The 25220-nt window shown below is 74.2% G+C and carries 19 protein-coding genes; 9 read left to right on the top strand and 10 right to left on the bottom strand.

All coding sequences use genetic code 11. The annotated features are described in order from the left end of the window. Together ABTZ17_RS27420 and ABTZ17_RS27415 are read right to left on the bottom strand one after the other, a co-directional pair. On the bottom strand, nt 1-1629 hold a 1629-nt coding region (locus ABTZ17_RS27420), incomplete at its 3' end, for an SNF2 helicase-associated domain-containing protein (RefSeq protein ID WP_352198408.1). Nucleotides 1630-1778: 149 nt separating this feature from the next. After that, a complete protein-coding gene (locus ABTZ17_RS27415) occupies nt 1779-3419 on the bottom strand; it encodes a helix-turn-helix domain-containing protein (RefSeq protein WP_352198407.1) in 1641 nt (546 codons plus the stop codon). A 200-nt stretch (nt 3420-3619) separates the two neighbouring features. Here ABTZ17_RS27415 and ABTZ17_RS27410 point away from each other — a divergent pair, with 200 nt between their 5' ends. Both ABTZ17_RS27410 and ABTZ17_RS27405 read left to right on the top strand, forming a co-directional pair. Then, on the top strand, nt 3620-4291 hold the full coding sequence (locus tag ABTZ17_RS27410; protein ID WP_352198406.1) for a hypothetical protein: 672 nt from the start codon (nt 3620-3622) through the stop codon (nt 4289-4291). A gap of 55 nt (nt 4292-4346) precedes the next feature. Beyond that, complete coding sequence (locus tag ABTZ17_RS27405; RefSeq protein ID WP_352198405.1) at nt 4347-4610, top strand: DUF6343 family protein; 264 nt, start codon at nt 4347-4349, stop codon at nt 4608-4610. 102 nt (nt 4611-4712) lie between these two features. Here ABTZ17_RS27405 and ABTZ17_RS27400 read toward each other — a convergent pair whose 3' ends face one another. The 4 genes from ABTZ17_RS27400 to rpsA all read right to left on the bottom strand — a co-directional run bounded on the left by ABTZ17_RS27400 (nt 4713) and on the right by rpsA (nt 8697). Continuing rightward, nucleotides 4713-5084 (bottom strand): tetratricopeptide repeat protein, encoded by a 372-nt coding sequence (locus ABTZ17_RS27400; protein WP_352198404.1) that lies wholly within the window; start codon nt 5082-5084, stop codon nt 4713-4715. Nucleotides 5085-5251: 167 nt separating this feature from the next. Beyond that, complete coding sequence (gene coaE / locus ABTZ17_RS27395) at nt 5252-5860, bottom strand: dephospho-CoA kinase (RefSeq protein ID WP_352198403.1); 609 nt, start codon at nt 5858-5860, stop codon at nt 5252-5254. 140 nt (nt 5861-6000) lie between these two features. Further along, nucleotides 6001-6939 (bottom strand): PAC2 family protein, encoded by a 939-nt coding sequence (locus tag ABTZ17_RS27390; RefSeq protein WP_352198402.1) that lies wholly within the window; start codon nt 6937-6939, stop codon nt 6001-6003. A gap of 252 nt (nt 6940-7191) precedes the next feature. Next, nucleotides 7192-8697, bottom strand: a complete 1506-nt coding sequence (gene rpsA, locus ABTZ17_RS27385; RefSeq protein WP_352198401.1) for a 30S ribosomal protein S1 — start codon at nt 8695-8697, stop codon at nt 7192-7194. Nucleotides 8698-9079: 382 nt separating this feature from the next. On the opposite strand from rpsA, the gene ABTZ17_RS27380 reads away from it, so the two are divergent. Together ABTZ17_RS27380 and hrpB are read left to right on the top strand one after the other, a co-directional pair. Then, nucleotides 9080-9910 carry a class I SAM-dependent methyltransferase gene (locus tag ABTZ17_RS27380; protein ID WP_352198400.1) on the top strand — a complete coding sequence of 277 codons (831 nt, stop codon included), beginning with the start codon at nt 9080-9082 and terminating at the stop codon, nt 9908-9910. Between the two features lie 17 nt (nt 9911-9927). Further along, nucleotides 9928-12537 (top strand): ATP-dependent helicase HrpB, encoded by a 2610-nt coding sequence (hrpB, locus tag ABTZ17_RS27375; RefSeq protein WP_352198399.1) that lies wholly within the window; start codon nt 9928-9930, stop codon nt 12535-12537. Here the strand turns inward: hrpB and pgfA are convergent. From pgfA to ABTZ17_RS27360, 3 genes are all read right to left on the bottom strand, one after another. After that, nucleotides 12527-13522, bottom strand: coding sequence for a cell envelope lipid trafficking protein PgfA (gene pgfA, locus ABTZ17_RS27370; protein ID WP_352198398.1), 996 nt, complete (start codon nt 13520-13522; stop codon nt 12527-12529). The genes hrpB and pgfA overlap by 11 nt on opposite strands. A gap of 12 nt (nt 13523-13534) precedes the next feature. Continuing rightward, complete coding sequence (locus ABTZ17_RS27365) at nt 13535-13675, bottom strand: SPW_0924 family protein (protein WP_352198397.1); 141 nt, start codon at nt 13673-13675, stop codon at nt 13535-13537. Between the two features lie 660 nt (nt 13676-14335). Then, on the bottom strand, nt 14336-15682 hold the full coding sequence (locus tag ABTZ17_RS27360) for a lytic transglycosylase domain-containing protein (protein ID WP_502994866.1): 1347 nt from the start codon (nt 15680-15682) through the stop codon (nt 14336-14338). Nucleotides 15683-15951: 269 nt separating this feature from the next. Between ABTZ17_RS27360 and ABTZ17_RS27355 the strand changes: the two genes are divergently transcribed. Continuing rightward, the gene (locus tag ABTZ17_RS27355) at nt 15952-16824 is read left to right on the top strand and encodes a DUF4184 family protein (RefSeq protein WP_352198396.1); all 873 of its coding nucleotides are present in this window, start codon (nt 15952-15954) and stop codon (nt 16822-16824) included. Nucleotides 16825-17012: 188 nt separating this feature from the next. Here ABTZ17_RS27355 and polA read toward each other — a convergent pair whose 3' ends face one another. After that, nucleotides 17013-19733 (bottom strand): DNA polymerase I, encoded by a 2721-nt coding sequence (gene polA, locus ABTZ17_RS27350; protein WP_352198395.1) that lies wholly within the window; start codon nt 19731-19733, stop codon nt 17013-17015. A gap of 112 nt (nt 19734-19845) precedes the next feature. Between polA and ABTZ17_RS27345 the strand changes: the two genes are divergently transcribed. The 4 genes from ABTZ17_RS27345 (at nt 19846) to ABTZ17_RS27330 (ending at nt 25105) form a co-directional block, all read left to right on the top strand. Beyond that, nucleotides 19846-22119 (top strand): FdhF/YdeP family oxidoreductase, encoded by a 2274-nt coding sequence (locus ABTZ17_RS27345; protein ID WP_352198394.1) that lies wholly within the window; start codon nt 19846-19848, stop codon nt 22117-22119. Nucleotides 22120-22265: 146 nt separating this feature from the next. Beyond that, nucleotides 22266-22748 carry a PaaI family thioesterase gene (locus ABTZ17_RS27340; RefSeq protein ID WP_352198393.1) on the top strand — a complete coding sequence of 161 codons (483 nt, stop codon included), beginning with the start codon at nt 22266-22268 and terminating at the stop codon, nt 22746-22748. Nucleotides 22749-23057: 309 nt separating this feature from the next. Then, the gene (locus tag ABTZ17_RS27335; RefSeq protein WP_352198392.1) at nt 23058-23300 is read left to right on the top strand and encodes a hypothetical protein; all 243 of its coding nucleotides are present in this window, start codon (nt 23058-23060) and stop codon (nt 23298-23300) included. 563 nt (nt 23301-23863) lie between these two features. After that, the gene (locus tag ABTZ17_RS27330; RefSeq protein ID WP_352198391.1) at nt 23864-25105 is read left to right on the top strand and encodes a branched-chain amino acid ABC transporter substrate-binding protein; all 1242 of its coding nucleotides are present in this window, start codon (nt 23864-23866) and stop codon (nt 25103-25105) included. Nucleotides 25106-25220: the final 115 nt, after the last annotated feature.

The raw sequence follows: 25220 nt of genomic DNA, 5'->3' as shown, positions 1-25220 counted from the left end.
GTCCTGGGCTCTGTGCAGGTGCAGGGCGATCAGGGTGACGGTCTTGCCCAGCCCCATGTCGTCGGCGAGGCAACCGCCCAGCCCGAGGGAGGTCATGAGGTCCAGCCAGGCCAGGCCGCGCTGTTGGTACGCGCGCAGGGTGGCGTGCAGTCCGGGGGGCGTCGGCAGCGGGGCCAGTTCGGAGGTGAGGCGGGTGCGCAGGGCGGCGAGGGCACCGACGGGCACGGCGGGCACGGTCTCCCCGTCGACCTCGGCGGTGCCGGTGAGGGCCACGGACAGGGCGTCCACCGGGTCGAGGAGCCCGAGGTGGCGTTTGCGGGCCTTGCGGACGAGGTCCGGGTCGACCCGGACCCATTGGTCCCGCAGGCGGATCACCGGGCGGTGCGCCTCGGCGAGGGCGTCCAGCTCGCCGGGGGTGAGCCGGTCCGCGCCGAGGGCGATCTCCCAGGAGAAGGCGAAGAGGCGGTCCGCGTCGAAGAAGGAGGTGCCGTCGGCGGCCGAGCCGGGGGCCGGGCGCACCACCGCCGTGGCGGTGAGGGTCCGGGCCAGGCTGCGCGGCCAGTGCACGGGCACCCCGGCCGCCGCGAGCCGGGCTCCGGCGGTGCCGAGGAGGTCCTCCAGCTCGGCGTCGGACAGGGCGAGGACGTCGGGGACGGGGCGGTCCAGGAGCCGGGCCAGCGGGGGCCAGGTGCGGGCGGCGCGGCGCAGGGCGAGCACGGCGTCGACCCGGGCGCGCGGGCCGAAGCTGTCGGGCGCGGCGAGGCCGGCCCACAGGGCGGAGGCGTCGGTGACGCGGGTGGGGTCGGCGAGGCTGTGCACCTGCACCAGGGCGGCGCCGGCCAGGTGCAGGGGGGCTCCCGCCGCGGTCGCGTCGGGCCCGGTGCCCGTGCCTCCCTCGACGACGGCGGGGTCCGCGGCCGGGTCGAAGAGGGCGTACCCGCTCAGGTCCAGGCGGAGGGAGACTCCGACCCCCGCGTCGGCCCCGGCGGCCACCTGCACCGCCCAGTCCCGTATCCCGGGGACGGTCTGCGGTGCGCTCGCGGCGAAGGGGGCGCCGGCGGCGTACCGGGCGGCGGGGGTGCGCGGGAGGGTGTCGGCGACGGCGTCGAGGAAGGCCCGGAGCAGGGCTTCCGGGTCGGGGAGGGACAGCGGGCGGCTCTCCGGCAGCGGGGTGGCGTGGGCCTCGGCGGGCATGGCGGCGGCGACGGCCCGCAGCTGGGCCAGGTCGTCGGCGGACAGCGGGCCCGCCCGCCAGGCGTCCTGGTCCCGGCCGGTGAGTCCGGGCAGGAGGGCGCCCCGGGCGGTCAGCTGGAGGGCGAGTCGGGCGGCCGCGGCCCAGCAGCGGGCGGCCGGGTGCGCCCCGGGCTCGACGGCGGCGCGCAGCAGCGGCGCCAGGGCGGGCTCCAGGGGGACCTCGACGGCGGGCACCGTCCGCGTGCGTGCTCCGGCGCCGACGGCCCGCGCCACGGTGAGGACCGTCCGGGTCGCCCGCGCGGGGAGGACTTCCGGGAGGGCCTCGGCCGTCGGGGACCAGAAGGCGATCCGGCCCTGCCGGGGCACCTCGCCGGGCAGGAAGACCACGGCCTGCCGGAGCAGGCCGCGCCAGGGCGCGAAAGCGCTCTCGTCCACCGCCGCCTCCTCCCCGCCGCAGTGCGCGCGGTCCCTCCGCACGCCCGGCCCCGGCGGGACGGAACCCCACCGGTGACCGTTCGTGAGTCTAGGCGGGACCACCGACAACCGCTCTCACCTGCGCTGATGGCCCGGAGGGCGGGGGTGTCTCAGTCCCGCGCCCAGCGGCCCGACTCCGTGGCGTAACCGTAGACGGGTCGGCCGGCCACGCCGGTGGTGCGGAAGGGCCGCCCGCCGTCGTCGATGCGGAGGGTGCCGCTGCCGCCCCCGGCGGTCCACGGCACCTCCACCCACCAGGTGCAGTCGCAGCGGACGGTCTCCGCCTCGATCCGCAGGACGGCCGGTTCGGCGGCCGAGACCCGCAGCGGGAAGGCGGGGACGGGCACCTCGTTCTCCCCGTCGTGCCCGGCGGCCGGCTTGGCCAGCGGGCGGGGGACGTCGAGGTTCACGGTGTACGCCGCCGGGGTGAGGGAGCCTCCGCAACCCTGGGACATCGTGAAGACGTCGCCCCCGGGCGGGGTGCCGCGCCCGGCCACGCGGACGTGCACGGACTGGAGGACCACCGGCTTGGAGCTGCCGCCGGTGATCGTGGCCTCGACGACCTGTCGGCCGGCGTGCAGGGCTCCCAGGGAGGCGGCCCATCCGGCGGCGTCCTGCTCGACGGGCGGCTCCGGTACGGAGCCCGGATCCCGGTCCACGAGGTAGCGGTGGTCGCAGCCGGCGTCCCAGACGTGCGAGCGGACGCCGACGAGCGGGGCCTGCGCGACGGGCGCGGGCGTGGAGGGCCCGCCACCGGCCCCGGCCGTGGTCGAGGGGCGGGCGGTGGGAGGGGTCGTGGGCCCTTCCGTGGCCGTGGGGGTGGGGTCGGGGCTCGCGGAGGTCGGTCCGGCGGAGGGACCGGCCGTGGCGGGTGCCACCGGGAGGGTGGGACCGCCGCCCGAGGGCGCTCCGGAGCGGGCCGAGGGGCCGGGGAGCGCGCCCTGTCCCCCGCCGGGCGGGCCGACGGTCAGGGCCAGGGCGACGACCGCGCCGACGGCCGCCCCCGCCCCGGTCAGCACGGCCCCCCTGCGCCGGTACCAGGGCCGCGCGGCGGGCGCCGGGACGGCCCCCGGCGGTCCGACCACGACGGTCGCGTCCTCGGCGGCGGAGTCGTCCTCCGCGTCGGCGGGGCCGTCGGATCCGTCTCCCGTCCCGGAGCCCTTCCCTCCGGGGCCGGCGGAAGGGGCGACGGGCGGGACGGCACCGGCCGCCGGCGTGGCGTCGGGACCGGAGCCGGCAGCGGGACCCGCCGGGGCTCCGGGGCCCTCGCGGCCCGTCCCCGCGTCCTCGCCCACACCCACGCCCGCACCCGAAGCCGCGCCCGCGCCCGCGTCGTCGTCCCCACCCGCGTCCGGTCCGGGGGCCGGGACCATGGCCGCGCTCACGGGCGCGGCCCCTCTCGCGGCCGCCCCCACGGCAGCGCCCGCCCCCGCGCCGGAACCCGCCCCCGCGCCGGATCCCGCCCCGGGAGCCTGTTCGCGGGCGGTGGCCCGGCGGCGGGCGTCGGCCAGCAGCCAGGCGCGGTGCAGCTCCAGGGCCTCGGCCGTAGTCGCCCGGCAGGCCCTGGCGAAGCGGTCCACGGCTCCGAAGTCCGTCGGCACCGCCTCGCCCTTGCAGTAGCGGTGCAGGGTGGAGGTGCTGGTGTGCAGCCGGCGGGCGAGCACCCCGTAGCTCACCCCGGCCCGCTCCTTCAGCTCCCGCATCAGCCGCGCGAAGTCCTCCGTCTCCGCCGCCCGTTCCGTCCCGCCCATGACTCCCCCGTCCCGTGACACCGTTCCACCCTCTGGGTGTTCCCCCAGCTCAACGCGGGGAAAGCCGTTCCAGTGTCCCGCATCGGGCGTGCTCCGTTGCCCCGCCCCGCAGTGCCCGGCGAGGCTGGTGCAGCACCACGGCGACGAGGTCACCACCGCGTCCCACCGCACCACTTCGAGTCTTCACGGGGAGTTCCACCATGTCGTTCCGTTCCGTCCGCTCCGGCCGTTCCCTCCGCTCCGCGACCACCGCGGTGGTCGCCTCGGCCCTCGCCGCCGCGGGGATCGCCGCCCTCACCGCCCCCGCCTCCGCGGCCCCCGCGGGCACCTCCGCCGGTGCCTCGGTCGGGGCCTCCGCACCCGGGTTCCTCAAGGCGACGGACCTGCCGCCGCACCCGTCCTCCCCCTGGTCCGCCGGACCGGTCCGCAGCGGCCTGCCGGAGAACCCGCTGTTCTGCCTGAAGGGCGCCCTGCCGGCCGCCGGCAGCTGGCACCGCCTGTTCGGCACCGAGATGGACGCGAGCGCCCGGCAGGTCTCCGTGCGGGCGGGCAGCACCGCCAAGGCCAAGGCGCTGGCCGCGGCCCTGGAGAAGAAGGCCGCCGCCTGCGCCGCCGACTGGCTGCGCAAGACCCCGGGCGGGCTGGCGAGCTGGCAGGACTACGGCAAGCTGAACGTGGAGGAGGGCGCGCACGTGTACGGCGTGCACACCGCGGTGCCGGACTCCGAGCACGGCGTGCACCTCTTCGGCATCGGCCGGGACGGCACCACCGTGACCGTCGTGAACTGGTCCCAGATGGGCACCCTCACGGACGCCCCGATTGCCGCCTTCAAGAAGACCACCACGACCGCGGTGAAGAAGCTCAACCCCTGAGCAGGGCCGCCGGGCGGCAGGAGTGGGACGATGGACGTGAGGGCAGGCGATGTCCATGCGTACCGGAAACGAACCCCTGACCGCCCGCAGTCCCCTGCGGCTGCGCTTCTGGCTGAGCGTGTGGGGGCTGCTGTGGGCCGTGGCGGGCACCGGGCTGTTCGCCTGGAACGGGCGCACCGGCTGGGCGATCACCTGCGCCGTGCTGGTCCTGCTGATCAGCGCCGATCTGATGATGGTGGTGCACCGCCTGCACCAGGGCGCCCACTACCAGCCGGGCCGTGAGGTCCCGCCGTACGAGCCGCCGGAGCACGGCAGCTGACCCAGGACACGGGGGTGCCGGGGTGAGCGTCGCGCTCCGGCTTCGGCGTGCGCCGGCCCCGGACCGACCGAGGGGGCCCGCCCGGCCCGGGCCGCCGCGCGGTCAGTCCTCGAAGCGGGCCGCCGCCAGGTACTCCGGGTTGGGGTCCAGGGCCGCGGCCAGTCGGAAGTGCCGGCGGGCCGGGTCCGGGCGACCCGCCCGCTGGAGGGTCCGGGCCAGCGCGAAGTGCGCGAAGGCGTTGTCCGGCTCCCGCTCCAGCACCAGCTCGAACTCCAGCTCGGCGGGGCGCAGTTGGGCCGCCGCGAAGAAGGCTCGGGCGCGCAGCAGCCGTGCGGCGGTGTTCTCCGGGTGCGCCGCTATCACGGAGTCGAGCAGCTTCACCGCTCCGCGCGGGTCCCGGGCCGCCAGCAGCTGCTCGGCGGCGCGGTAGTCGATGACGTGGGTCTCCGGGCTGGTCCCTGCGGTGTCCGACACGTTCCGATCCTTCCCTTGACGGGGCCGTACAACGCCCCCGCCGGGCGACCGTATTCCGCGCCGGTGCCCGCCCCGCGCCCCGGAGCGTCGCCGCGCGCCCGGGGTCCGTCCGTGGGGCCGCCGTCCGGTCGGGCCCGGCCGGCGGGCCCGTCGGTCCCCCTGGCGGATCAGTCGGTGCGGGCGGCGGCCCGGGCGAGGAGCTCGTCCCAGACCTTGCGGACCTGGGGCTCCAGTGCCTCCAGGGGACCGTCGTTGTCGATCACGAGGTCCGCGACGGCCAGCCGCTGCTCCCGCGTGGCCTGGGCCGCCATCCGCGCCCGGGCCTCCTCCTCGGCCATGCCCCGCCGGGCGAGGAGCCGCTCCAGCCGGGTCTCGGGGGACGCGTCCACCACGATCACCAGGTCGTACAGCGGGGCCAGCCCGTTCTCCGCGAGCAGGGGGACGTCGTGGACGACGATGGCCTCCGGTCCGGCGGCCGCCTCCAGCTCCGCCGACCGGGCCCCGACCAGCGGGTGCACGAGGCCGTTGAGGACGCGCAGCTTCTCCGGGTCGGCGAAGACGATCGCACCCAGGGCCGGCCGGTCCAGAGTGCCCTCGGGGGTCAGTACGGACTCCCCGAACGCCTCGACGACGGCGCGCAGCCCGGGGGTGCCCGGCTCGACCACCTCGCGGGCGATCCTGTCGGCGTCGACGATCACCGCCCCGAAGGCCGCGAGCCGCCGCGACACCTCGCTCTTGCCCGCTCCGATCCCGCCCGTCAGACCCACTTTCAGCATGGCCGCAGCTTAGGGCGTGGCCACGCGGGGCGGGAGGGCGGTACCCACGGTGCGCGGTCCGGGCCGGTCGGGGCCCGCCGGTCGCCTCGCGGGCCCGGCCCGGCCCGGTCGGCCGGTTCGGCCGCCGGACACGGGTCGGGTCAGAGGTCGCCTTCGCGTTCCGCGAGGAAGCGCTCGAACTCGCGGCCGATCTCGTCCGCGGAGGGCAGCTCCGCCGGCTCGGCGATCATGTTGCCGCGGGTCTCGGCGCCCGCCACGGCGTCGTACTGGTGCTCCAGGCCCTGCACGAGCGCGACCAGTTCCTCGTCGCCCTCGCGGATCTGCCGGTCGATCTCGGTCTGCGTGCGGTGTGCCTCGGTGCGCAGGGAGTGCGCCACCCCGGGCAGCACCAGGCCGGTGGCGGCGGTGATGGCCTCCAGGGCCGTCAGCGCGGCGTCCGGGTACGGGGACCGGGCGATGTAGTGCGGGACGTGCGCGGCGACGCCGAGGACGTCGTGTCCGGCCTGCTGGAGGCGGTACTCCACGAGGGATTCGGCGCTGCCGGGCACCTGGGCCTCGTCGAAGGGGCTGCGGTGGCCGGGCATCAGGTCGGTGCGGTTGCCGTGCGGGGTGATCCCGACGGGGCGGGTGTGCGGCACTCCCATGGGGATGCCGTGGAAGTTGACCGCGAGCCGGACCCCGAGCCGTTCCACGACCTGCTCGACGGCCTTCGCGAACCGCTCCCACTCCACGTCCGGTTCGGGCCCGGACAGCAGCAGGAACGGGGCGCCGGTGGCGTCCTGGACGAGGTTGACCTCCAGCTTCGGGGCGTCGTACTCGGTCCACTGGTCCCGCTTGAAGGTGAGCAGCGGGCGGCGGGCCCGGTAGTCCACCAGGCGGTCGGCGTCGAAGCGGGCCACGACCTGGTGCGGCAGCGTGTCGAGCAGCCGCTCGACGATCTGCTCGCCGGTCTCCCCCGCGTCGATGTACCCCTCGAAGTGGTAGAGCATGACCAGTCCGGCGGAGTCCTGGGCCAGCGCCAGGTCGACCACCGCCAGACCCTTGGCGTCCCATTCGTACAAACCTTGTGGATCAAGCACGGTTACCACTCCTCCTCGCGTCATTGCCAAGAACGTCCGGGTGGGCGGGACCATTCCCCCCGGAAGTGAACGGGCCGTGAAAAGGGGCGGGTAGCGGGACGGACGGGGCCGCGGGAGGCTTCCCGGGAGGGCGGTCCGGCGCGGCCGGTGCCCGGGCGCGGGGGCCGGAAACGGCGGTAAGGCCCGCCCCCACGAAGGGGACGGGCCTTACCGTTTCAGCTTCCGGTCAGCGACCGTGAGGCTGCGCTGCGATCAGCTCTGGCCGCCGGCCAGCTTCTCGCGGAGCGCGGCCAGGGCCTCGTCGGAGGCCAGGGCGCCGGAGGTGTCGTCCGACTCCGAGGAGTAGGAGCCACCGGAGATGCCCGCACCGGCGTTGCCGGCGGCCGGGGCGGCAGCGCCCTCGGCAGCGGCGGCCTCGTCGGCCTCACGGCTCTTGATGACCTGCGCCTGGTGCTGCTCGAAGCGGACCTGCGCCTCGGCGTACTGGCGCTCCCACGTCTCGCGCTGAGCGTCGAAGCCCTCGAGCCAGTCGTTGGTCTCGGGGTCGAAGCCCTCGGGGTAGATGTAGTTGCCCTGGTCGTCGTAGGACGCGGCCATGCCGTACAGGGTCGGGTCGAACTCGACCGAGGCCGGGTCGGCACCGAAGGACTCGTTGGCCTGCTTCAGCGACAGCGAGATCCGGCGACGCTCGAGGTCGATGTCGATGACCTTGACGAAGATCTCGTCGTTGACCTGGACGACCTGCTCCGGGATCTCCACGTGGCGCTCGGCCAGCTCGGAGATGTGGACCAGACCCTCGATGCCCTCGTCCACGCGGACGAACGCACCGAACGGAACCAGCTTGGTGACCTTACCCGGGACGACCTGGCCGATCTGGTGGGTCCGGGCGAACTGCTGCCACGGGTCCTCCTGGGTCGCCTTCAGCGACAGGGAGACGCGCTCGCGGTCCATGTCCACGTCGAGGACCTCGACGGTGACTTCCTGACCGACCTCGACGACCTCGGACGGGTGGTCGATGTGCTTCCAGGACAGCTCGGAGACGTGCACGAGGCCGTCGACGCCGCCCAGGTCCACGAAGGCACCGAAGTTGACGATCGAGGAGACGACGCCGGAGCGGACCTGACCCTTCTGCAGGGTGGTGAGGAACGTCTGGCGGACCTCGGACTGGGTCTGCTCCAGCCAGGCGCGGCGGGACAGGACCACGTTGTTGCGGTTCTTGTCCAGCTCGATGATCTTCGCCTCGAGCTCCTTGCCCACGTAGGGCTGGAGGTCGCGGACACGACGCATCTCGACCAGGGAGGCCGGGAGGAAGCCGCGGAGGCCGATGTCGAGGATGAGACCACCCTTGACGACCTCGATGACGGTACCGGTGACGATGCCGTCCTCTTCCTTGATCTTCTCGATCGTGCCCCAGGCACGCTCGTACTGAGCGCGCTTCTTGGACAGGATGAGACGGCCTTCCTTGTCCTCCTTCTGGAGAACCAGGGCCTCGATCTCGTCACCGACCTTGACGACCTCGTTCGGGTCGACGTCGTGCTTGATCGAGAGCTCGCGGCTCGGGATCACGCCTTCGGTCTTGTAACCGATGTCGAGCAGGACCTCGTCCCGGTCGACCTTCACGATGACGCCGTCGACGATGTCGCCGTCGTTGAAGTACTTGATCGTCTCGTCGATCGCGGCGAGGAAGGCTTCCTCGTTACCGATGTCGTTGACCGCTACCTGCGGAGTGGTGGCGGTGGTCTCGGTGCTGCTCGTCATGTGGGAAAGGGCTCCGGTTACGGACAGAAGGTCGTAGGTACTGCTACGCCGGGAGCCTTTGTCGCGTCTGCCAGAGCCGGACAGCCAAGGAGGACCCCCGGCCCGCTGGACCGGAAGGGCCTCGAAAACCGAGGGGTGCAAACAGATACGAGCGCAGCCTGCTAGGTCTGAGGAGCGCAGGCTCGCAGCGCAACTTGTAGCATACGGGGGCAGCCGGACAGGGTCAATGCGCGAAGGCGCCCACTCGTACCGGAACACCGCATCACGGGCACAACTCGCGTGCTGAGCACGGCGGCTGCGCGGTGTGATGAAGTGCCGCACCGTTCCGTCCGCGCCCGGGGCGCATCGCGGAACCTGCGCGAAGACTACGACGACGGGCCCGATGAACCAAGAGGATGACGCCGCCGAAGGCGTGTACGAGGCAGATGCCGAGGCCGTCCGCCGCACGGCGGACGAGACCGAGAGCAGCCGGGCCAGCCGCGGCTGGTGGGACCGCAACGCCGACGAGTACCAGAGCGATCACGGGGCGTTCCTCGGGGACGACCGTTTCGTGTGGGGACCGGAGGGTCTCGACGAGGCGGAGGCCGGGCTGCTGGGCCCGCCGGACGCGCTGCGCGGCCGGGACGTGCTGGAGATCGGCGCCGGCGCCGCGCAGTGCAGCCGATGGCTGGCCGCGCGGGGGGCCCGGCCGGTGGCCTTGGACCTCTCGCACCGGCAGCTCCAGCACGCGCTGCGGATCGGCGGGGAGGTCCCGCTGGTGGAGGCGGACGCGGGGGCGCTGCCGTTCCGCGACGGCTCCTTCGACCTGGCCTGCTCGGCGTACGGGGCGGTGCCCTTCGTGGCCGACCCGGTGCGGGTGATGCGGGAGGTGCGCCGGGTGCTGCGGCCGGGCGGCCGTTGGGTGTTCTCGGTGACCCACCCGATCCGCTGGGCCTTCCCGGACGAGCCGGGGCCGGAGGGCCTGTCGGTCGCCGCCTCCTATTTCGACCGGACTCCCTATGTGGAGCAGGACGAGGAGGGGAACGCCGTCTACGTGGAGCACCACCGGACCCTGGGCGACCGGGTGCGGGACGTGGTCGCGGGCGGGTTCCGGCTGGTGGACCTGGTGGAGCCGGAGTGGCCCGCCTGGAACGCCCAGGAGTGGGGCGGCTGGTCGCCGCTGCGCGGGAACCTGATCCCGGGCACGGCGATCTTCGTGTGCGAGAGGGACTGACGGGGCGGGGCTGCGGGATGCGTACCGAGGTGCTGGACTCCCTGCCGGTCGGCGCCGCCGTACCGGAGCTCGCCGCTGCCCTGGAGGGGCGCGGGACGGCCGTGCTGTGCGCCCCGCCGGGCACCGGCAAGACCACGCTGGTGCCGCTGGTGCTGGCCGGACTGGTGCCGGTACCCGGACGCGGGACGGCCGGCGGGGCCGGGCCGGTGCGGCGGGTGCTGGTCGCCGAGCCGCGGCGGATCGCGGCCCGGGCGGCGGCCCGGCGGATGGCCTGGCTGCTGGGTGAGGAGCCGGGCGACCGGGTGGGCTTCACCGTGCGCGGGGAGCGTCGGGTAGGGCCACGGACGGTGGTCGAGGTGGTGACCACGGGCGTGCTCTTGCAGCGGCTCCAGCGGGACCAGGAGCTGTCCGGGGTCGATGTGGTCGTGCTGGACGAGTGCCACGAGCGTCACCTCGACGCGGACACGGTCGCGGCCTTCCTCCTGGACGTGCGGGCCGCGCTGCGGCCGGAGCTGCGGCTGGTGGCGGCCTCGGCGACCACGGACGCGGCGGGCTGGTCGGCGCTGCTCGGGGACGCTCCGGTGGTGACGGCGGCGGGGGTGTCCCATCCGGTGGAGGTGGTGTGGGCTCCCCCGGCCCGGCCGGTGCGGCCCCCGCACGGGATGCGGGTGGATCCGGCGCTGTTGGCGCACGTGGCCTCGGTGGTGCGGCGGGCGCTGGCCGAGCACGCGGGGGACGTGTTGTGCTTCCTGCCCGGCACCGGGGAGATCGCCCGGGTGGCGGGTCAGTTGGCGGGGGTGGACGCGGAGCTGCTCCAGGTCCACGGGCGGGCCCCGGCGGCCGTGCAGGACGCGGTGCTGGCGGGCGGCGCGGGTCGGCGTCGGGTGGTCCTGGCGACGGCGGTGGCCGAGTCGAGCCTGACGGTGCCCGGAGTGCGGATCGTGGTGGACGCGGGCCTGGCCCGCGAGCCGCGGACGGACCACGCCCGGGGACTGGGCGCGCTGACCACGGTACGGGCCTCCCGGGCGGCCGGGCGGCAGCGGGCGGGCCGGGCCGGACGCGAGGCGCCGGGCGTGGTGTACCGCTGCTGGGCGGAGGCGGAGGACGGTCGGCTGCCGGCGTTCCCCGCGCCGGAGATCCGGCTGGCGGACCTGGCGGCCTTCGCGTTGCAGGCGGCCTGCTGGGGCGACCCGGGGGCCACGGGGCTGGCGCTGCTGGACCGACCGCCGGCCGGGGCGATGGCCGCGGCGCGGGAGGTGCTGGCCGCGGTGGGTGCCGTGGACGGGGCCGGGCGGGCCACCGCGCGCGGGGTGCGGATGGCCCGGCTGGGCCTGCACCCGCGGCTCGCGCGGGCCCTCCTGGACGCGGCCCCGGTGGTGGGCGCGGCGCGGGCGGCGGAGCTGGTGGCCCTGCTGAGCGAGGAGCCGCCGCGGGAGTACGGGGACGATCTGGCGGCGGCCTGGCGGGAGGCCCGGCGGGGCGGCGACGGGTACGCGGCCCGCTGGCGGGCGGAGGCGCGCCGGCTGGCGGGCCCGGCGAAGGAGGCAGCCCGCGAGGCGGCGGGCGCTGCGGGATCCGGTACGGAAGCCGGTGCGAGGGCCGGTACCGGGACGGGTACGGGCACCGGGGGCGGCGCGGGTCTGCCGGAGGACGCGGCGGCCGGGCTGGTGGCCGCGCTGGCGTTCCCGGAGCGGCTGGCGCGGTCCCGCGGCGGGGGCGCGTACCTGATGGTCTCGGGGACCGGGGCGGAGCTCGGTGAGGGCTCGCGCCTGCGGTCCTCGGAGTGGCTGGCGGTGGCCGTGGCCGACCGGGGGGCGCACGCGGCCTCGGCGCGGGTGCGGCTGGCCGCGGTGGTGGACGGGGAGTCGGCCCGGACGGCCGCCGCGCACCTGCTGTCCTCGGGCGAGGAGGTGCGCTGGACGGACGGGGACGTGTCGGCGCGGAGCGTGGAGCGGCTGGGTGCGGTGGAGCTGACCGTGCGGCCGTTGCGGGAGCCGGATCCGGGGCTGGTCCGGGCCGCGCTGCTGGAGGGGCTGGAGCGGGAGGGGCCGGGGCTGCTGCGCTGGGGTCCGGAGGCGGTGGGGCTGCGGGCCCGGCTGGACTTCCTGCACCGCACGGTGGGCGGCGACTGGCCGGAGGTGTCGGACGGGGCGCTGGTGGCGCGGGCCGCGGAGTGGCTGGAGCCGGAGCTGTCGCGGGCCCGGCGGCGGGCCGACCTCGGTCGGATCGACGCCGGCGGGGCGCTGTCGCGGCTGCTGCCGTGGGCCTCGGGCGAGGCGGCGCGGCTGGAGGAGCTGGCTCCGGAGCGGATCGAGGTGCCGAGCGGTTCCCGGATCCGGGTGGACTACGGGGCGGAGCAACCGGTGCTCGCGGTGAAGCTCCAGGAGCTGTTCGGGCTGCGGGAAACCCCGCGTGTGGGCGGGGAGCCGGGGGTGCCGGTGCTGGTGCACCTGCTGTCCCCGGCGGGCCGGCCGGCCGCGGTGACGGCGGACCTGGCCTCCTTCTGGAAGGAGGGGTACCGGGCGGTGCGCGCGGAGCTGCGCGGCCGGTACCCCCGGCACCCGTGGCCGGAGGACCCGGCCACGGCGGAGCCGACCCGGTACACGAACGCGCGGCTCAGGCGCTGACCGGTACGGGTGCGGGGGCGGGCGGGTCGCCGGCCCGCCGCCGCGACCTGGCCTCCAGCCAGAGCGACAGGCCCAGCAGCACGACCCCGGTGACGGCGAGGCCCAGGGGCGCGTAGGTGTGCAGGACGAGGATCTTGGTGCGGTTGGCGGCGACCAGGTCCAGGGTGTGGCGGAGGTAGTCCTCGCGCATCTTCACGTGCGCGTCGAACATGACCAGGCGCTGCCCGGGTGCGTTGGCGGCGAGGGTGCCGCCGCGGAGCTCCTCGGTGTGGATCTCCTCGCCGTTGACGGGTGCCCCGGTGACGGGGTCCACCCAGAACATCCGCTTGGTGGTGTACCAGCGGGTGGTGCCGAAGCCCTTCTCGATGGTGGCCGGGTCGAAGCCCTTGACCGGCATGGTCTTGGGGAACGGCACCTTGGTCCAGGGCACGGTCTGCTCGAAGTAGTAGACCTCCATGCCGCGGAAGGTGCGCGGGCCCACGTAGTGGATGGGGGCGGAGGTGCGGGTCTGGGCGTCGAAGTAGAGGTAGTCGCGCGGCTCCGTGAAGAAGGGCCACTTGAACTCGATGCCGGTGCGCCGGACCGGGTCCCCGTCGACCATCTCGCCGGTGGCGTGCACGGGGTCCTGGGTGTGCGCGTCGAAGATGTAGCGCTCGGGCACCTGGGAGACCATCTTGCCGTCGGGCCCCACCACGTAGGAGAGCGCGTCCCACACGACCACGTCGCGGCCGGCGTCGGCCTCGATCTCCCGGGACCGCTCCACGTTGCCCTTGAGGGTCTGCACGATGGTGATCTTCGGGATCTCGCGGGGCTGGAGGGTGCCGTAGTCGAGGAGGGTGGCGGGTTTCGCCTCCAGGACGACCTCCTGGTACTGGCCGGCCGGGATCTTGGCGAAGGCCGGGAACATCCACCAGCGCAGCAGCGGGGCGAGCGCGGTGCAGAACACGGCGAGGGACAGCAGGACGAGACTTGCTCTGCGTCGCACGGCCGGGCCTCCTCAGCGACCGGGGGCGGACGGGACGGTGGTGAGCAGCGGCCGGGGCGAGGTCTCGCCCTCGGGCGGCCCGATCGCGATGGCCACGAACACGAGGGCCACGGCGGCGACCAGCCCGATGCCGGCGGCGAGCAGTGCGCGCAACGGGGCCTCCGGATCCGGATCTGATGAGGCGTCAGGAGTGGTGCGGACGCGCACGGTAGCAACGCGGCGGCGAGATGAGAACAGGCGGGCGGGGCTCGACCGCCGCGCGGGCCGGCCGGGGTGGGCTGCGGTGGGATGCCGGGTGCGGCTTCACGATGCGCTCAATCGCCGCGCGGGCTGGAAATAGGCTCGCGTTCGCCGTTGAGTGCGGCCACACGATGCGCTTCGCGAGGCGATCGGGCTCGCGTCCGTTGTCGGGTGCGGCTTCAGGATGCGCTCAATCGCCGCGCGGGCTCGACTTGGCTCGCGTTCGCCGTCGGGTGCGGCTTCGCGAGGCGATCGGGCTCGCGTCCGTTGTCGGGTGCGGCATCACGATGCGCTCAAGCTCCCCCAGCTACCGCTGGGCGGTGCCCCCTGCGCGGGCTGGAGTTGGGCTCGCGCCCGCCGTCGGGTGCGGCCACACGATGCGCTTCGCGAGGCGCTTGGGGTCGCTCGGCTATCGCTGGTGTGGCGCTTTCAGCCTCGCCGGCGTTTGAGGCGCGGGGGTGTGGGGGCGGAGCCCCCGCGTGGGGCCGCGGTAGCGGCTTGCCTGACGCGGGGGCCGGGGCGGCTGCTCCGGGATCGGGAAGGGGCGGGGTGGGGAAGGGCCCCGCGCAGCGGTCAGCCTGCCGAGGGGGACCCGGAGGGCGCGGGAGAGGCCGAGGGAACGACCGGAGCCGAGGGCTCGGCCGTCGGCTCCGGGCTCCGCGTCGGCTTCGGCGTCGCCGTCGGCTCGGCCGTCGGGCTGGGCTTCGCACTCGGAGTGGGCTTCGCCGAAGGCGTGGGCGTCGGAGTCGGAGTGGGCGTCGGCGAAGGCGTCGGCTTCGGGCTCGGCATCGTCGGCGAAGGCGTGGGGGTGGGCGTCGGCTTCGGCGTGGGAGTCGTCGGCTTCGGCGTCGGGCTCGGCGTCGGCTTCGGCGCGGGCGTTGTCGGCTTCGGCGTGGGCGTCGGAGTGGGCTTCGGCTTCGGCGTGGGAGTCGGCTTCGGCGTAGGCGTCGGCTTCGGGCCCGGCACCGTCGGGTCGGGGTCGGGGTCCGGCTCCGGGGTGGGGTGCGGGACGGGCGTGGCCGTGCCGGTGAGGTAGAAGGCGAACCACGAGCGCACCGTGTACAGGTACTCCGTGGAGCGGTTGTAGCTGAGCACCGCCCGGTCGAGGTCGCCGGCCCGTGCAAGCTCCCGGCCGCCCGCGCAGAGGTAGCGGCCCGCCGCGAGCGCGGCGTCGAAGATGTTGTGGGGGCTGCGCACGCCGTCGCGGTCGGCGTCCTGTCCCCAGGCCCGCCAGGTGGAGGGGATGAACTGCATGGGGCCGACGGCCCGGTCGTACACGGCGTCCCCGTCGTAGGCCCCGCCGTCGGTGTCGCGGATGTTCGCGAACCCGTTGCCGTTCAGCACCGGGCCGAGGATGGGGCTGAGGGTGGTGCCCGCCGCGTCCACCCGGCCGCCGCGGGCCTGGCCGGACTCGACCTTGCCGATGGCCGCGAGGAGTTGCCAGCGCAGCCCGCAGCCGGGGTCGGTGGCGGCGACGGTGCGCTCGGCGCTCCGGTACGCCTCCAGGACGAGCGCGGGTATGCCCCGGCTGCCCTCCCGGGCGACGAAGCGTCCCTGCGGGGGTGCGGACGGACGCACGGAGGGGGTGGGGCCGGGCACCGGGAGCCCCGCCGCGACGGAGGCCGAGGGCGAGGGCACCGGTCCGGTGTCGGGGGTGCCGGGCGGCACGGGGCTGACGAGCGGCGGGAGTTCGGTGTAGTAGCTGCCGCGGCCGCCCTCCGGGGCCTGCCCGGGTGCGGCCGCCACGGGGGCCGGTGCGGGGTCGGCCACGGCGACGGCACTGCCCGCGCCGGGCCCCTGGGAGCCCGTCACCACGCCGATGAGCAGGGCGGTGGCGAGGACGGCCGTGCCGCCGCGCAGTCGGGGTCGGGAGGAGGGGCGGCGGTGTCGCGCTCCCGCCTCGGCCCCCACTTTGGTCACCAACTCCGAAGAACCGTTTCGCTGCGCCCCGTCGGTCGTTCCCCCCGAGCCGTCCGCGCCGCCCGATCCGTCCCTGCCGTGCGCGCCCGTCCCCGTACCCGTGCCCCTGCCCGCGGCCATGACCGGTCCTCCCCCTCGTCGGCTTCCGAGTCCGCAGGACTCTATGCCAAGTTCCCCGTGGGTAACAGGCGCTGACCATGGGCTTCACGAATCCGCCCCAACTCCGCGGGGCCGCATACTGGACGCCGCACGAGAGGACGAGGGATCCGATGCCGTTCACGCTCAGCCACGCGGCCGCCGTGCTGCCCGGAATCCGGCGCACGGGACGGGGCCGCGGACCGCTGGTGGCCTCGGCCCTGGTGGCCGGTTCCTTCGCGCCCGACCTGACCTACTTCGCCGCGAGCGTGGTGCCGGGGGCGATGTCCTTCGGGGTGTTCACGCACTCCCTGCTCGGGGTGGTGACCGTGGACGCCTTGTTCACCGCCCTGTTGGTCGCGGTGTGGCTGCTCCTGCGGGAACCGCTGGTGGGGCTGCTGCCCGCGGCCCGGCGGGGACCGGTGTACGCGGCGGCGCGCGGCGAGGACTGGCGGGGTCGGTCACCGGTCGCGCTCGCGCTCCGCTTCTATCCGTGCGCGGTGGTCGGTTCCCTCACGCACGTGGTGTGGGATTCCTTCACCCACCACGACCGTTGGGGCACCGACGCCTTCCCTGTCCTGAACAGGACCGTGGCCGGCGAACCGCTCTACTTCCACCTCCAGTACGGGGGTTCGGCACTGGCGCTGCTGGTGCTCGGACGGTTCCTGTACGGGGCGGTCCGGCTGCGCCGGGGCACTCCCCCGCCGGAGCCGGACGGTACCGGCGTCGGGGCGGTGCCGCCGGCCGCGGGCCGGGCGGAACGGCTGCTGTGCCTGGGCCTGTTGGCGGTGGGTGCGGTGCTCGGCGCGGTGCAGCGGTTGCTGCTCTGGTTGTCGTACGACCCGCCGGTGAGCGGTCCGTTGGACGCCGTGCCCGCGCTCTGCTTCGGGGCGGGGTGCGGGCTGGGGGCGGCGCTGCTGGTGTTCGCCGCCGTGGTCAGGGTCCGGCACGCCCGCCGGGTCGCCCGGGAACGGCGCCGGAGCCCCGCCTTCGCCGGTCGGAGCTGAGGACCGAGGCCGCCCGAAGCCCGGCGGAGCCCGCCGACCGGACCGCTCCTCGGTGGCGCGGCACCGGCAGCGGCGGCGGCAGCGGCACCCCGGGCCGGGAACGCCGACGCCCGCCCGGACCGGCGGGACCGGTCGGGGCGGGCGCGAGCGCGGAGCGGCGGGCGGGGCCGCGGCCCGGACCCCACGGGTCAGTGGGCGGCGGACTCCCAGTCGGTGCCCACGCCGACGGAGACGTCCAGGGGCGCCCTGAGGCTCACCGCGGCGGCCATCTCCCGACGCACCAGCTCCTCCACCCGGTCCCGCTCTCCGGGGGCGATCTCCAGCACGATTTCGTCGTGGACCTGGAGGAGCATCCGGGATCCGAGCCCGGCCTCGGTGAGGGCCCGGTCCACCCGGAGCATGGCCACCTTGACGATGTCGGCGGCGGTGCCCTGGATGGGGGCGTTGAGCGCCATCCGCTCGGCGGCCTCGCGGCGCTGGCGGTTGTCGCTGTTGAGGTCGGGGAGGTAGCGGCGGCGGCCGAGCATGGTGGCGGTGTAGCCGGTGGCGCGGGCCTCGTCGACCACCCGCTGGAGGTAGTCCCGGACCCCGCCGAACCGCTCGAAGAAGGTCTCCATCAGCCCGCGCCCCTCGGCCGGGTCGATGCCGAGCTGCTGGGAGAGGCCGAAGGCGGACAGGCCGTAGGCCAGGCCGTAGGACATGGCCTTGATCTTGCGGCGCATCTCGGCGTCCACCGCGGAGCGCTCCACCCCGAAGACCTGGGAGGCCACCGTGGTGTGCAGGTCCTCCCCGGAGAGGAAGGCCTCGATGAGGCCCTCGTCCTCAGAGAGGTGGGCCATGACGCGCAGCTCGATCTGGCTGTAGTCGGCCGTCATCAGGGATTCGTAGCCCTCGCCGACCACGAAACCGCGGCGAATGGCCCGGCCCTCGTCGGTGCGGACGGGGACGTTCTGCAGGTTGGGGTCGGTGGAGGAGAGCCGGCCGGTGGCGGCCACCGTCTGGCTGAAGGTGGTGTGGATGCGGCCGTCCGCCGCGATCGTCTTCACCAGGCCCTCGACCGTCACACGCAGCTTGGCCTGCTCGCGGTGGCGCAGCATGATCACGGGCAGTTCGTGCTCGGTCTGCCCGGCCAGCCAGGCCAGGGCGTCCGCGTCCGTGGTGTAGCCGGTCTTGGTCTTCTTCGTCTTGGGCAGGCCCAGCTCGCCGAAGAGGACCTCCTGGAGCTGCTTGGGCGAACCGAGGTTGAACTCGTGGCCGACGGTGGCGTGGGCCTCCTTCACGGCCTGCTGGACGGCGCCCGCGAACTGCTGCTCCATGGCGTCCAGGTGCGGGCGGTCGGCCGCGATGCCGGCGCGCTCCATGCGGGCCAGCAGCTCGGAGGTGGGCAGCTCCACCTCGTGCAGCAGCTCCGTGGCGCCGACCTCGGTGAGCCGTCCGGTGAAGGCGTCGCCGAGGTCGAGGACGGCGCGGGCCTGCGCCATCAGGCCCTCGGCCTCGGCGGTGTCGTCGGTGCCGAAGGCGAGCTGGCCGTCCTGGGCCGGGGGCTGGAGCTCTCGGCCCAGGTACTCCACGGCGAGCACGTCGAGGGCGAAGGAGCGGCGGCCGGGCTTGACCAGGTAGGCCGCGAGGGCGGTGTCCATGGTGACGCCGGCGACGGTCCAGCCCTGGTCGGGGAAGACCCGCATGACGCCCTTGGCGTTGTGCAGGACCTTCGGGCGGTCCGCGGCGGAGACCCAGTCGGCGAAGGCCCGCTCGTCGGCCTCGTCGAGGGCGGCCGGGTCGAACCAGGCGGCGGCGCCCCCGGCGGCGGCCAGCGCGATCTCGGTGACCCCGCCGGTGCCCTGGTTCCAGCTGTCCACGGTGGCCAGGCCGAGGGGGCCGGTGCCGTGCTCGGCGAGCCAGCCGGCCAGCTCGCCGGTGCCCAGGACGGTGCCGTCCAGCTCGACGCCCGCGGCGGGGGCCGGCTCCTCGGCCGTCTCCGCGCCCGGGTCCACGGCGAGCAGGCGCTCGCGCAGGGAGGCGTTGCGGATCTCCAGGACCTCCAGGAAGCCCGTGACGGCCGCCCGGTCGTACGGGGCGCGGACCAGCTCGGCGGGGCCCTTGGGCAGCTCCACGTCCCGGACCATCTCGGTCAGGACGCGGTTGAGCTTGACGGCTTCGAGGTGGTCGCGGAAGTTCTGCCCGGCCTTGCCCTTGACCTCGTCGGCGCGCTCCACCAGCTCCTTGAAGGAGCCGAACTGGTTGATCCACTTCGCGGCGGTCTTCTCGCCGACGCCGGGGATGCCGGGGAGGTTGTCCGACGGGTCCCCGCGCAGCGCGGCGAAATCCGGGTACTGCTGAGGAGTGAGCCCGTACTTCTCCTCGACCTTCTCCGGGGTGAAGCGGGTCAGCTCGGAGACGCCCTTGGTGGGGTACAGCACCGTGGTGGCGTCGCTGACCAGCTGGAAGGAGTCCCGGTCTCCCGTGACGATCAGGACGTCGAAACCGGCGGCCTCGGCCTGCGTGGCCAGGGTCGCGATGACGTCGTCGGCCTCGAAGCCGTCCACCGCGAACCGCGGCACGGCCATCGCGTCGAGCAGCTCCCCGATCAGCTCCACCTGCCCCTTGAACTCGTCGGGGGTCTTGGAGCGGTTCGCCTTGTACTCGGGGAACTCCGTCGAGCGCCAGGTCTTGCGCGACACGTCGAAGGCCACCGCGAAATGAGTGGGCGCCTCGTCGCGCAGCGTGTTCGCCAGCATGGACGCGAAGCCGTAGACGGCGTTGGTCGGCTGGCCGCCCGCGGTCGTGAAGTTCTCCGCCGGGAGGGCGAAGAACGCCCGGTAGGCCAGGGAGTGCCCGTCCATGAGCATCAGCCGGGGGCGGCTCGCTGCGGTCTCGTCTTCGGTCTTCTGCGCTGCTGTCTCTGCCACGCCCCCGATCCTAGGCGGCCCCGCCGACAATTCCGGCGCCGGCCGTCCGCGGGCACCATGACAGGATCGGGCATGTATCCGTACGTGCAGCATCCGCTCGAAGGGGAGCGCCATGGCCGCCAAGCCGCCCGCAGGTGATCCGGTCCAGGACGCGCCGAAGGTCGCGCCGCCCCAGCACGCGGCGGCCGGACTGCCCGCCATCGCCCACACCCTGCGGCACGCGCAGGCGCAGATGGGCGTGGCCCGTACCGCCCGGACCCTGCTCAAGGTGAACCAGAAGGGCGGCTTCGACTGCCCCGGCTGCGCCTGGCCCGAGGAGGACAAGCGGCACGCGGCGGAGTTCTGCGAGAACGGCGCCAAGGCCGTGGCCGAGGAGGCCACCCTGCGCCGGGTCACCCCCGGGTTCTTCGCCCGGCACCCGTTGGCGGACCTGGCCGAGCGGTCCGGGTACTGGCTGGGCCAGCAGGGCCGGATCACGGAGCCGATGTACCTGCCCGAGGGCGCCGACCGCTACGAGCCGGTGAGCTGGGAGCGGGCCTTCGAGGTGATCGCGGAGGAGCTGCGCGCCCTGTCCTCGCCGGACGAGGCCCTCTTCTACACCTCGGGGCGGACCAGCAACGAGGCGGCGTTCCTGCTCCAGCTCTTCGCGCGCGAGTTCGGCACCAACAACCTGCCCGACTGCTCGAACATGTGCCACGAGTCCTCCGGCTCGGCGCTGACGGAGACCATCGGCATCGGGAAGGGCAGCGTCTCCCTGGAGGACCTGCACCGGGCCGACCTGATCATCGTGGCCGGGCAGAACCCGGGCACCAACCACCCGCGGATGCTGACGGCGCTGGAGAAGGCCAAGACGGCCGGGGCGCGGATCATCTCCGTGAACCCGCTGCCCGAGGCCGGTCTGGAGCGGTTCAAGAACCCGCAGACCGCGCACGGCATGCTGCGCGGCACCCCGCTCGCCGACCTCTTCCTCCAGATCCGGATCGGTGGGGACCAGGCCCTGTTCCGGCTGCTGAACAAGCTGGTGATCGGGACCGAGGGGGCGGTGGACGAGGAGTTCGTGCGGGAGCACACGCACGGCTTCGAGGAGCTGCGGGCGGCCGCGGCCGAGGCGGACTGGGCGGAGACCCTGGCCGCGACGGGGCTGGAGCGGTCCGCCGTGGAGGAGGCGCTGCGGATGGTGCTGGCCTCGGAGCGGACGATCGTGTGCTGGGCGATGGGCCTGACCCAGCACAAGCACGCGGTGGCCACCATCCGGGAGGTGGTGAACCTGCTCCTGCTGCGCGGGGCCATCGGTCGGCCGGGCGCCGGGGTGTGCCCGGTCCGCGGCCACTCCAACGTGCAGGGCGACCGCACCATGGGGATCTTCGAGCGGCCCGCGCCGGCCTTCCTGGACGCGCTGGACAAGGAGTTCGGGATCACCTCGCCGCGGCACCACGGCTACGACGTGGTGCGGGCGATCGAGGCGCTGCGGGACGGCGCGGCGAAGGTGTTCTTCGCCATGGGCGGCAACTTCGTCGGCGCGACCCCGGACACCCGGGTGACGGAGGCGGCGATGCGGAACGCCTCGCTGACGGTGCACGTGTCCACCAAGCTGAACCGCTCGCACGCGGTGACCGGGCGGCGGGCCCTGATCCTGCCCACCCTGGGCCGTACCGACCGGGACGTGCAGGCGTCGGGGAAGCAGTTCGTGACCGTCGAGGACTCGATGGGGATGGTGCACTCCTCCCGGGGCAACCTGGCCCCGGCCGGGCCGCTGTTGCTGTCGGAGCCCGCGATCGTGGCGCGGCTGGCGCGGGCGGTGCTGGGCGCGGGCTCGGCGACCCCGTGGGAGGAGTTCGAGAAGGACTACGCGGTGATCCGGGACCGGATCTCGCGGGTGGTGCCGGGGTTCGAGGACTTCAACGCGCGGGTGGCGCGGCCGGGCGGCTTCGCGCTGCCGCACGCCCCGCGGGACGAGCGGCGGTTCCCGACGAAGACCGGGAAGGCGAACTTCACGGCGGCGCCGGTGGAGTACCCGCGGGTGCCGGCGGGGCGGCTGCTGCTCCAGACGCTGCGCTCGCACGATCAGTACAACACCACCGTGTACGGGCTGGACGACCGCTACCGGGGCATCACCGGGGGGCGCCGGGTGGTGCTCGTGAATCCGCTGGACGCGGCCGAGCTGGGGCTGGTCGACGGGGCGTACACGGATCTGGTGGGCGAGTGGCGGGACGGGGTGGAGCGGCGGGCGCCGGGCTTCCGGGTGGTGCACTACCCGACCGCCCGGGGCTGTGCGGCGGCCTACTACCCGGAGACGAACGTGCTGGTCCCGCTGGACTCGACGGCCGACGTCAGCAACACCCCGGCGAGCAAGTCGGTGATCGTCCGCTTCGAGCCGGCGGGCTGATCGGGGCGCCCGGGGTTCGGGGACGTGCGGGACGGACGGGGCGGGCGGCGGCCGGGCTCCCGACTGAGCGGCCGCTCAGTCGGGTGATATGAAGAGGCTGCGCGCGGCGGCCCGCCGCCGCTGTCGTCACGAACGGAGCAGGTCCCATGGGTGAGCAGCACACCGTGAAGTTCCCGCAGGAAGTCCTCGACGAGTACGCGGCGCTCGGCGTCGACCTGCCCGCGCTCTTCTCCGCGGGGAACCTCGGCGAGCGCATGGACATCCGGGTGCTGGAGGCCTCCGCGGAGAAGGTCGTCGGCACCATGCCGGTGGAGGGGAACACCCAGCCGTACGGGCTGCTGCACGGCGGCGCCTCGGCGGTCCTGGCCGAAACCCTCGGGTCGGTCGGCGCCATGATGCACGGCGGGCTCGGCAAGGTCGCGGTGGGCGTGGACCTGAACTGCACCCACCACCGCGGGGTGCGTTCGGGCCTGGTCACGGGCACGGCCACGCCGGTGCACCGGGGCCGCTCCACCGCCACGTACGAGATCGTGATCGAGGACGAGGAGGGCCGGCGGGTCTGCTCCGCCCGCCTGACCTGCCTGCTGCGCGAGCTGGAGGACCCGCGGGGCGGGACCCCGACCGGCTGACGGGACGGACCGCCCCGGTGCCACGGGGGCCCCCTGCGCCCCCACGGGCCCCACGGAACTCCCCGGCCGCACCGGCACCGGGGAGTTCCGGCCATTTCGGCCGCGCTGTTGTGTCACCCATCGTGACCCCCTACCGTCCCCCTTATGGGGACCACGCCGGTGAGATCCGGCCGCGCCGCGGCCTGCGCCCTGGTCCTCGCACTGGCCGTCACCGGATGCACCGGTTCCGCCCGGACCCCGACCCCCTCCGCGAGCCCCACCGGCCCGGCTCCCCGCAGCAGCTCCCCCGCCGACGTCTGCACCGGCCTGGTGTCCTACTGGATCCGGGCCGCGCTCACGGGCAGTAAGTGGGCTGGGCTCGACTGGGAGCAGAAGGGCCTGTCGAACGGCCAGTACGAGCTGCACGAGGAGGTCCTGGCGGAGGCCCGGGCCGTGCAGCGAACTCGCGGCCTGGAAGCGGCACTTGAACTGACCGACCGGCGGGTGCGGCAGCGCTGCGAGGAGACCGGCGGCGCCACGGAGAGCTCGGAGAACTGGCGCCCGCCGCGCTGAGCCCCCCTCACCGGATTCCCGACCCCCCTGTCCGCCTTCCGGTCACCCGACCGGCTCGGCGGCCCCGGTGCGCCCGGGCAGGTGGCGACCCCGAAGGCCTTTCCGGCCTCGCCCCGGGGGCCGGAACGATCTCCCTTCGGAAATCACGCTGGGTAATGATCGAAGTTTCCGGATTACCCCTCGTAACCCGCATTTCGCCCCAACGCGCCCACCGGCTGAAACGGCCCGTACACAAACAGCCACCAAAATGCCCAAATGATCAGCGTCAGGAGCATGAGAGCCCCAAGCCCCTTAGCGGAGCTGGGATTTCTCAGCATGCGGACATTCCGCTCCCCACCCAAAGGTCCGATTGGTCCGTACTCCCCACACACATTCTTGGCCTTGGCATAACAAGAGCGTCACATCCTCCTTTCCCGGCTCCCGGAGTTCGGCAAGTCCGCTCTAGAGTCACGGCCAGTCACCGCGCCGCCGGGCGCGTCCGGCACAGCCGCGTACCTCCCATCTGCGGCCCGGCGACACTTCGGCACCCCGTAGGGGCAGCCGCGCCAGGGAAAGGAAGAATCGTGCGACACCGTTCTTTGCTCGTTCTCACCGCCGTGATGACCACGGGAGCACTCACCCTCACCGCCTGCGGATCGCGCGAGGAGGGCAAGACCAAAGAAGGCGGTGACGGCGCCTCCAGCAAGACCGTCGTCGTGATCGGCGTCGACGCTCCCCTGACGGGCTCGCTCTCCGCCCTCGGCCAGGGCATCAAGAACTCCGTGGACCTCGCCGCCAAGACGGCGAACAAGAACAACGAGGTCCCGGGCGTCGAGTTCAAGGTCGAGGCCCTCGACGACCAGGCGGTCCCGGCCTCCGGCCAGGCCAACGCCACCAAGCTGGTCGGCAACAAGGAGGTGCTCGGTGTCGTCGGCCCGCTGAACTCCGGCGTGGCCCAGCAGATGCAGGGCGTCTTCGAGTCCGCCAAGCTGGCCCAGGTCTCCCCGGCCAACACCAACCCGGCGCTGAGCCAGGGCGACAACTGGGGCAAGGGCGAGTTCAAGCGTCCCTTCTCCACCTACTTCCGCACCGCCGCCACCGACGTGGTCCAGGGCAAGTTCGCCGCCCAGTACCTCTTCAAGGACGCGGGCAAGAAGAAGGTCTACGTCGTCGACGACAAGCAGACCTACGGCGCCGGCCTCGCGGCGATCTTCTCCGACGAGTTCAAGCGCCTCGGCGGCCAGGTCGTCGGCACCGACCACGTGACCGTGAAGGAGACCGACTTCTCCTCCACCGCCAACAAGGTCAAGACCTCCGGCGCCGACTCGGTCTACTTCGGCGGCCAGTACCCCGAGGGCGGCCTGCTCTCGGACCAGATCAAGAAGACCGGCGCCAAGATCCCCGTCATGGGTGGCGACGGCATCTACGACCCGGCGTTCATCGCCGCGTCCGCCGAGGCCAACGACGGTGACCTCGCCACCTCGATCGGTTACCCGGTCGAGAAGCTGGACACCGCCAAGAAGTTCATCGCCGACTACAACGCCGGTGGCTACAAGGACCCGTACGCGGCCTACGGCGGCTACTCCTACGACGCCGGCTGGGCGATCATCCAGGCCGTGAAGTCCGTCGTCGCCGCCAACGGCGGGAAGGTCCCCGCCGACGCCCGTGCCAAGGTCGTCGAGGCCATGGGCAAGGTCTCCTTCGACGGCGTGACCGGCAAGGTCGCCTTCGACGAGTTCGGTGACACCACCAACAAGCAGCTCACCGTCTACAAGGTCGAGGGCGGTGCGTGGAAGGACGTCAAGTCCGCCACCTTCGCCGAGTGATCCTCGGATCCGCGTAGTCCCGGTCGGGCCCCCGGCCTGACCGCTCCACAAGAACAAGCCGCGGGGGGGGGGCGAACACCCCCCCCCCCCGCGAGAGATAGGAGCAACACCCGAC

It is taken from the genome of Streptomyces sp. NPDC097619, assembly GCF_040302735.1.
Classification (GTDB): domain Bacteria; phylum Actinomycetota; class Actinomycetes; order Streptomycetales; family Streptomycetaceae; genus Streptomyces.
This window is presented reverse-complemented; position numbering and strand designations above follow the sequence as displayed.

What these genes read in the sequence shown, in the direction of transcription:
- ABTZ17_RS27415 (WP_352198407.1), bottom strand. Translation starts at nt 3,419, where the DNA reads ATGGGCGGGACGGAACGGGCGGCGGAGACGGAGGACTTCGCGCGGCTG.
- ABTZ17_RS27410 (WP_352198406.1), top strand. Translation starts at nt 3,620, where the DNA reads ATGTCGTTCCGTTCCGTCCGCTCCGGCCGTTCCCTCCGCTCCGCGACC.
- ABTZ17_RS27405 (WP_352198405.1), top strand. Translation starts at nt 4,347, where the DNA reads ATGCGTACCGGAAACGAACCCCTGACCGCCCGCAGTCCCCTGCGGCTG.
- coaE (WP_352198403.1), bottom strand. Translation starts at nt 5,860, where the DNA reads ATGCTGAAAGTGGGTCTGACGGGCGGGATCGGAGCGGGCAAGAGCGAG.
- rpsA (WP_352198401.1), bottom strand. Translation starts at nt 8,697, where the DNA reads ATGACGAGCAGCACCGAGACCACCGCCACCACTCCGCAGGTAGCGGTC.
- ABTZ17_RS27380 (WP_352198400.1), top strand. Translation starts at nt 9,080, where the DNA reads ATGAACCAAGAGGATGACGCCGCCGAAGGCGTGTACGAGGCAGATGCC.
- hrpB (WP_352198399.1), top strand. Translation starts at nt 9,928, where the DNA reads ATGCGTACCGAGGTGCTGGACTCCCTGCCGGTCGGCGCCGCCGTACCG.
- ABTZ17_RS27355 (WP_352198396.1), top strand. Translation starts at nt 15,952, where the DNA reads ATGCCGTTCACGCTCAGCCACGCGGCCGCCGTGCTGCCCGGAATCCGG.
- ABTZ17_RS27345 (WP_352198394.1), top strand. Translation starts at nt 19,846, where the DNA reads ATGGCCGCCAAGCCGCCCGCAGGTGATCCGGTCCAGGACGCGCCGAAG.
- ABTZ17_RS27340 (WP_352198393.1), top strand. Translation starts at nt 22,266, where the DNA reads ATGGGTGAGCAGCACACCGTGAAGTTCCCGCAGGAAGTCCTCGACGAG.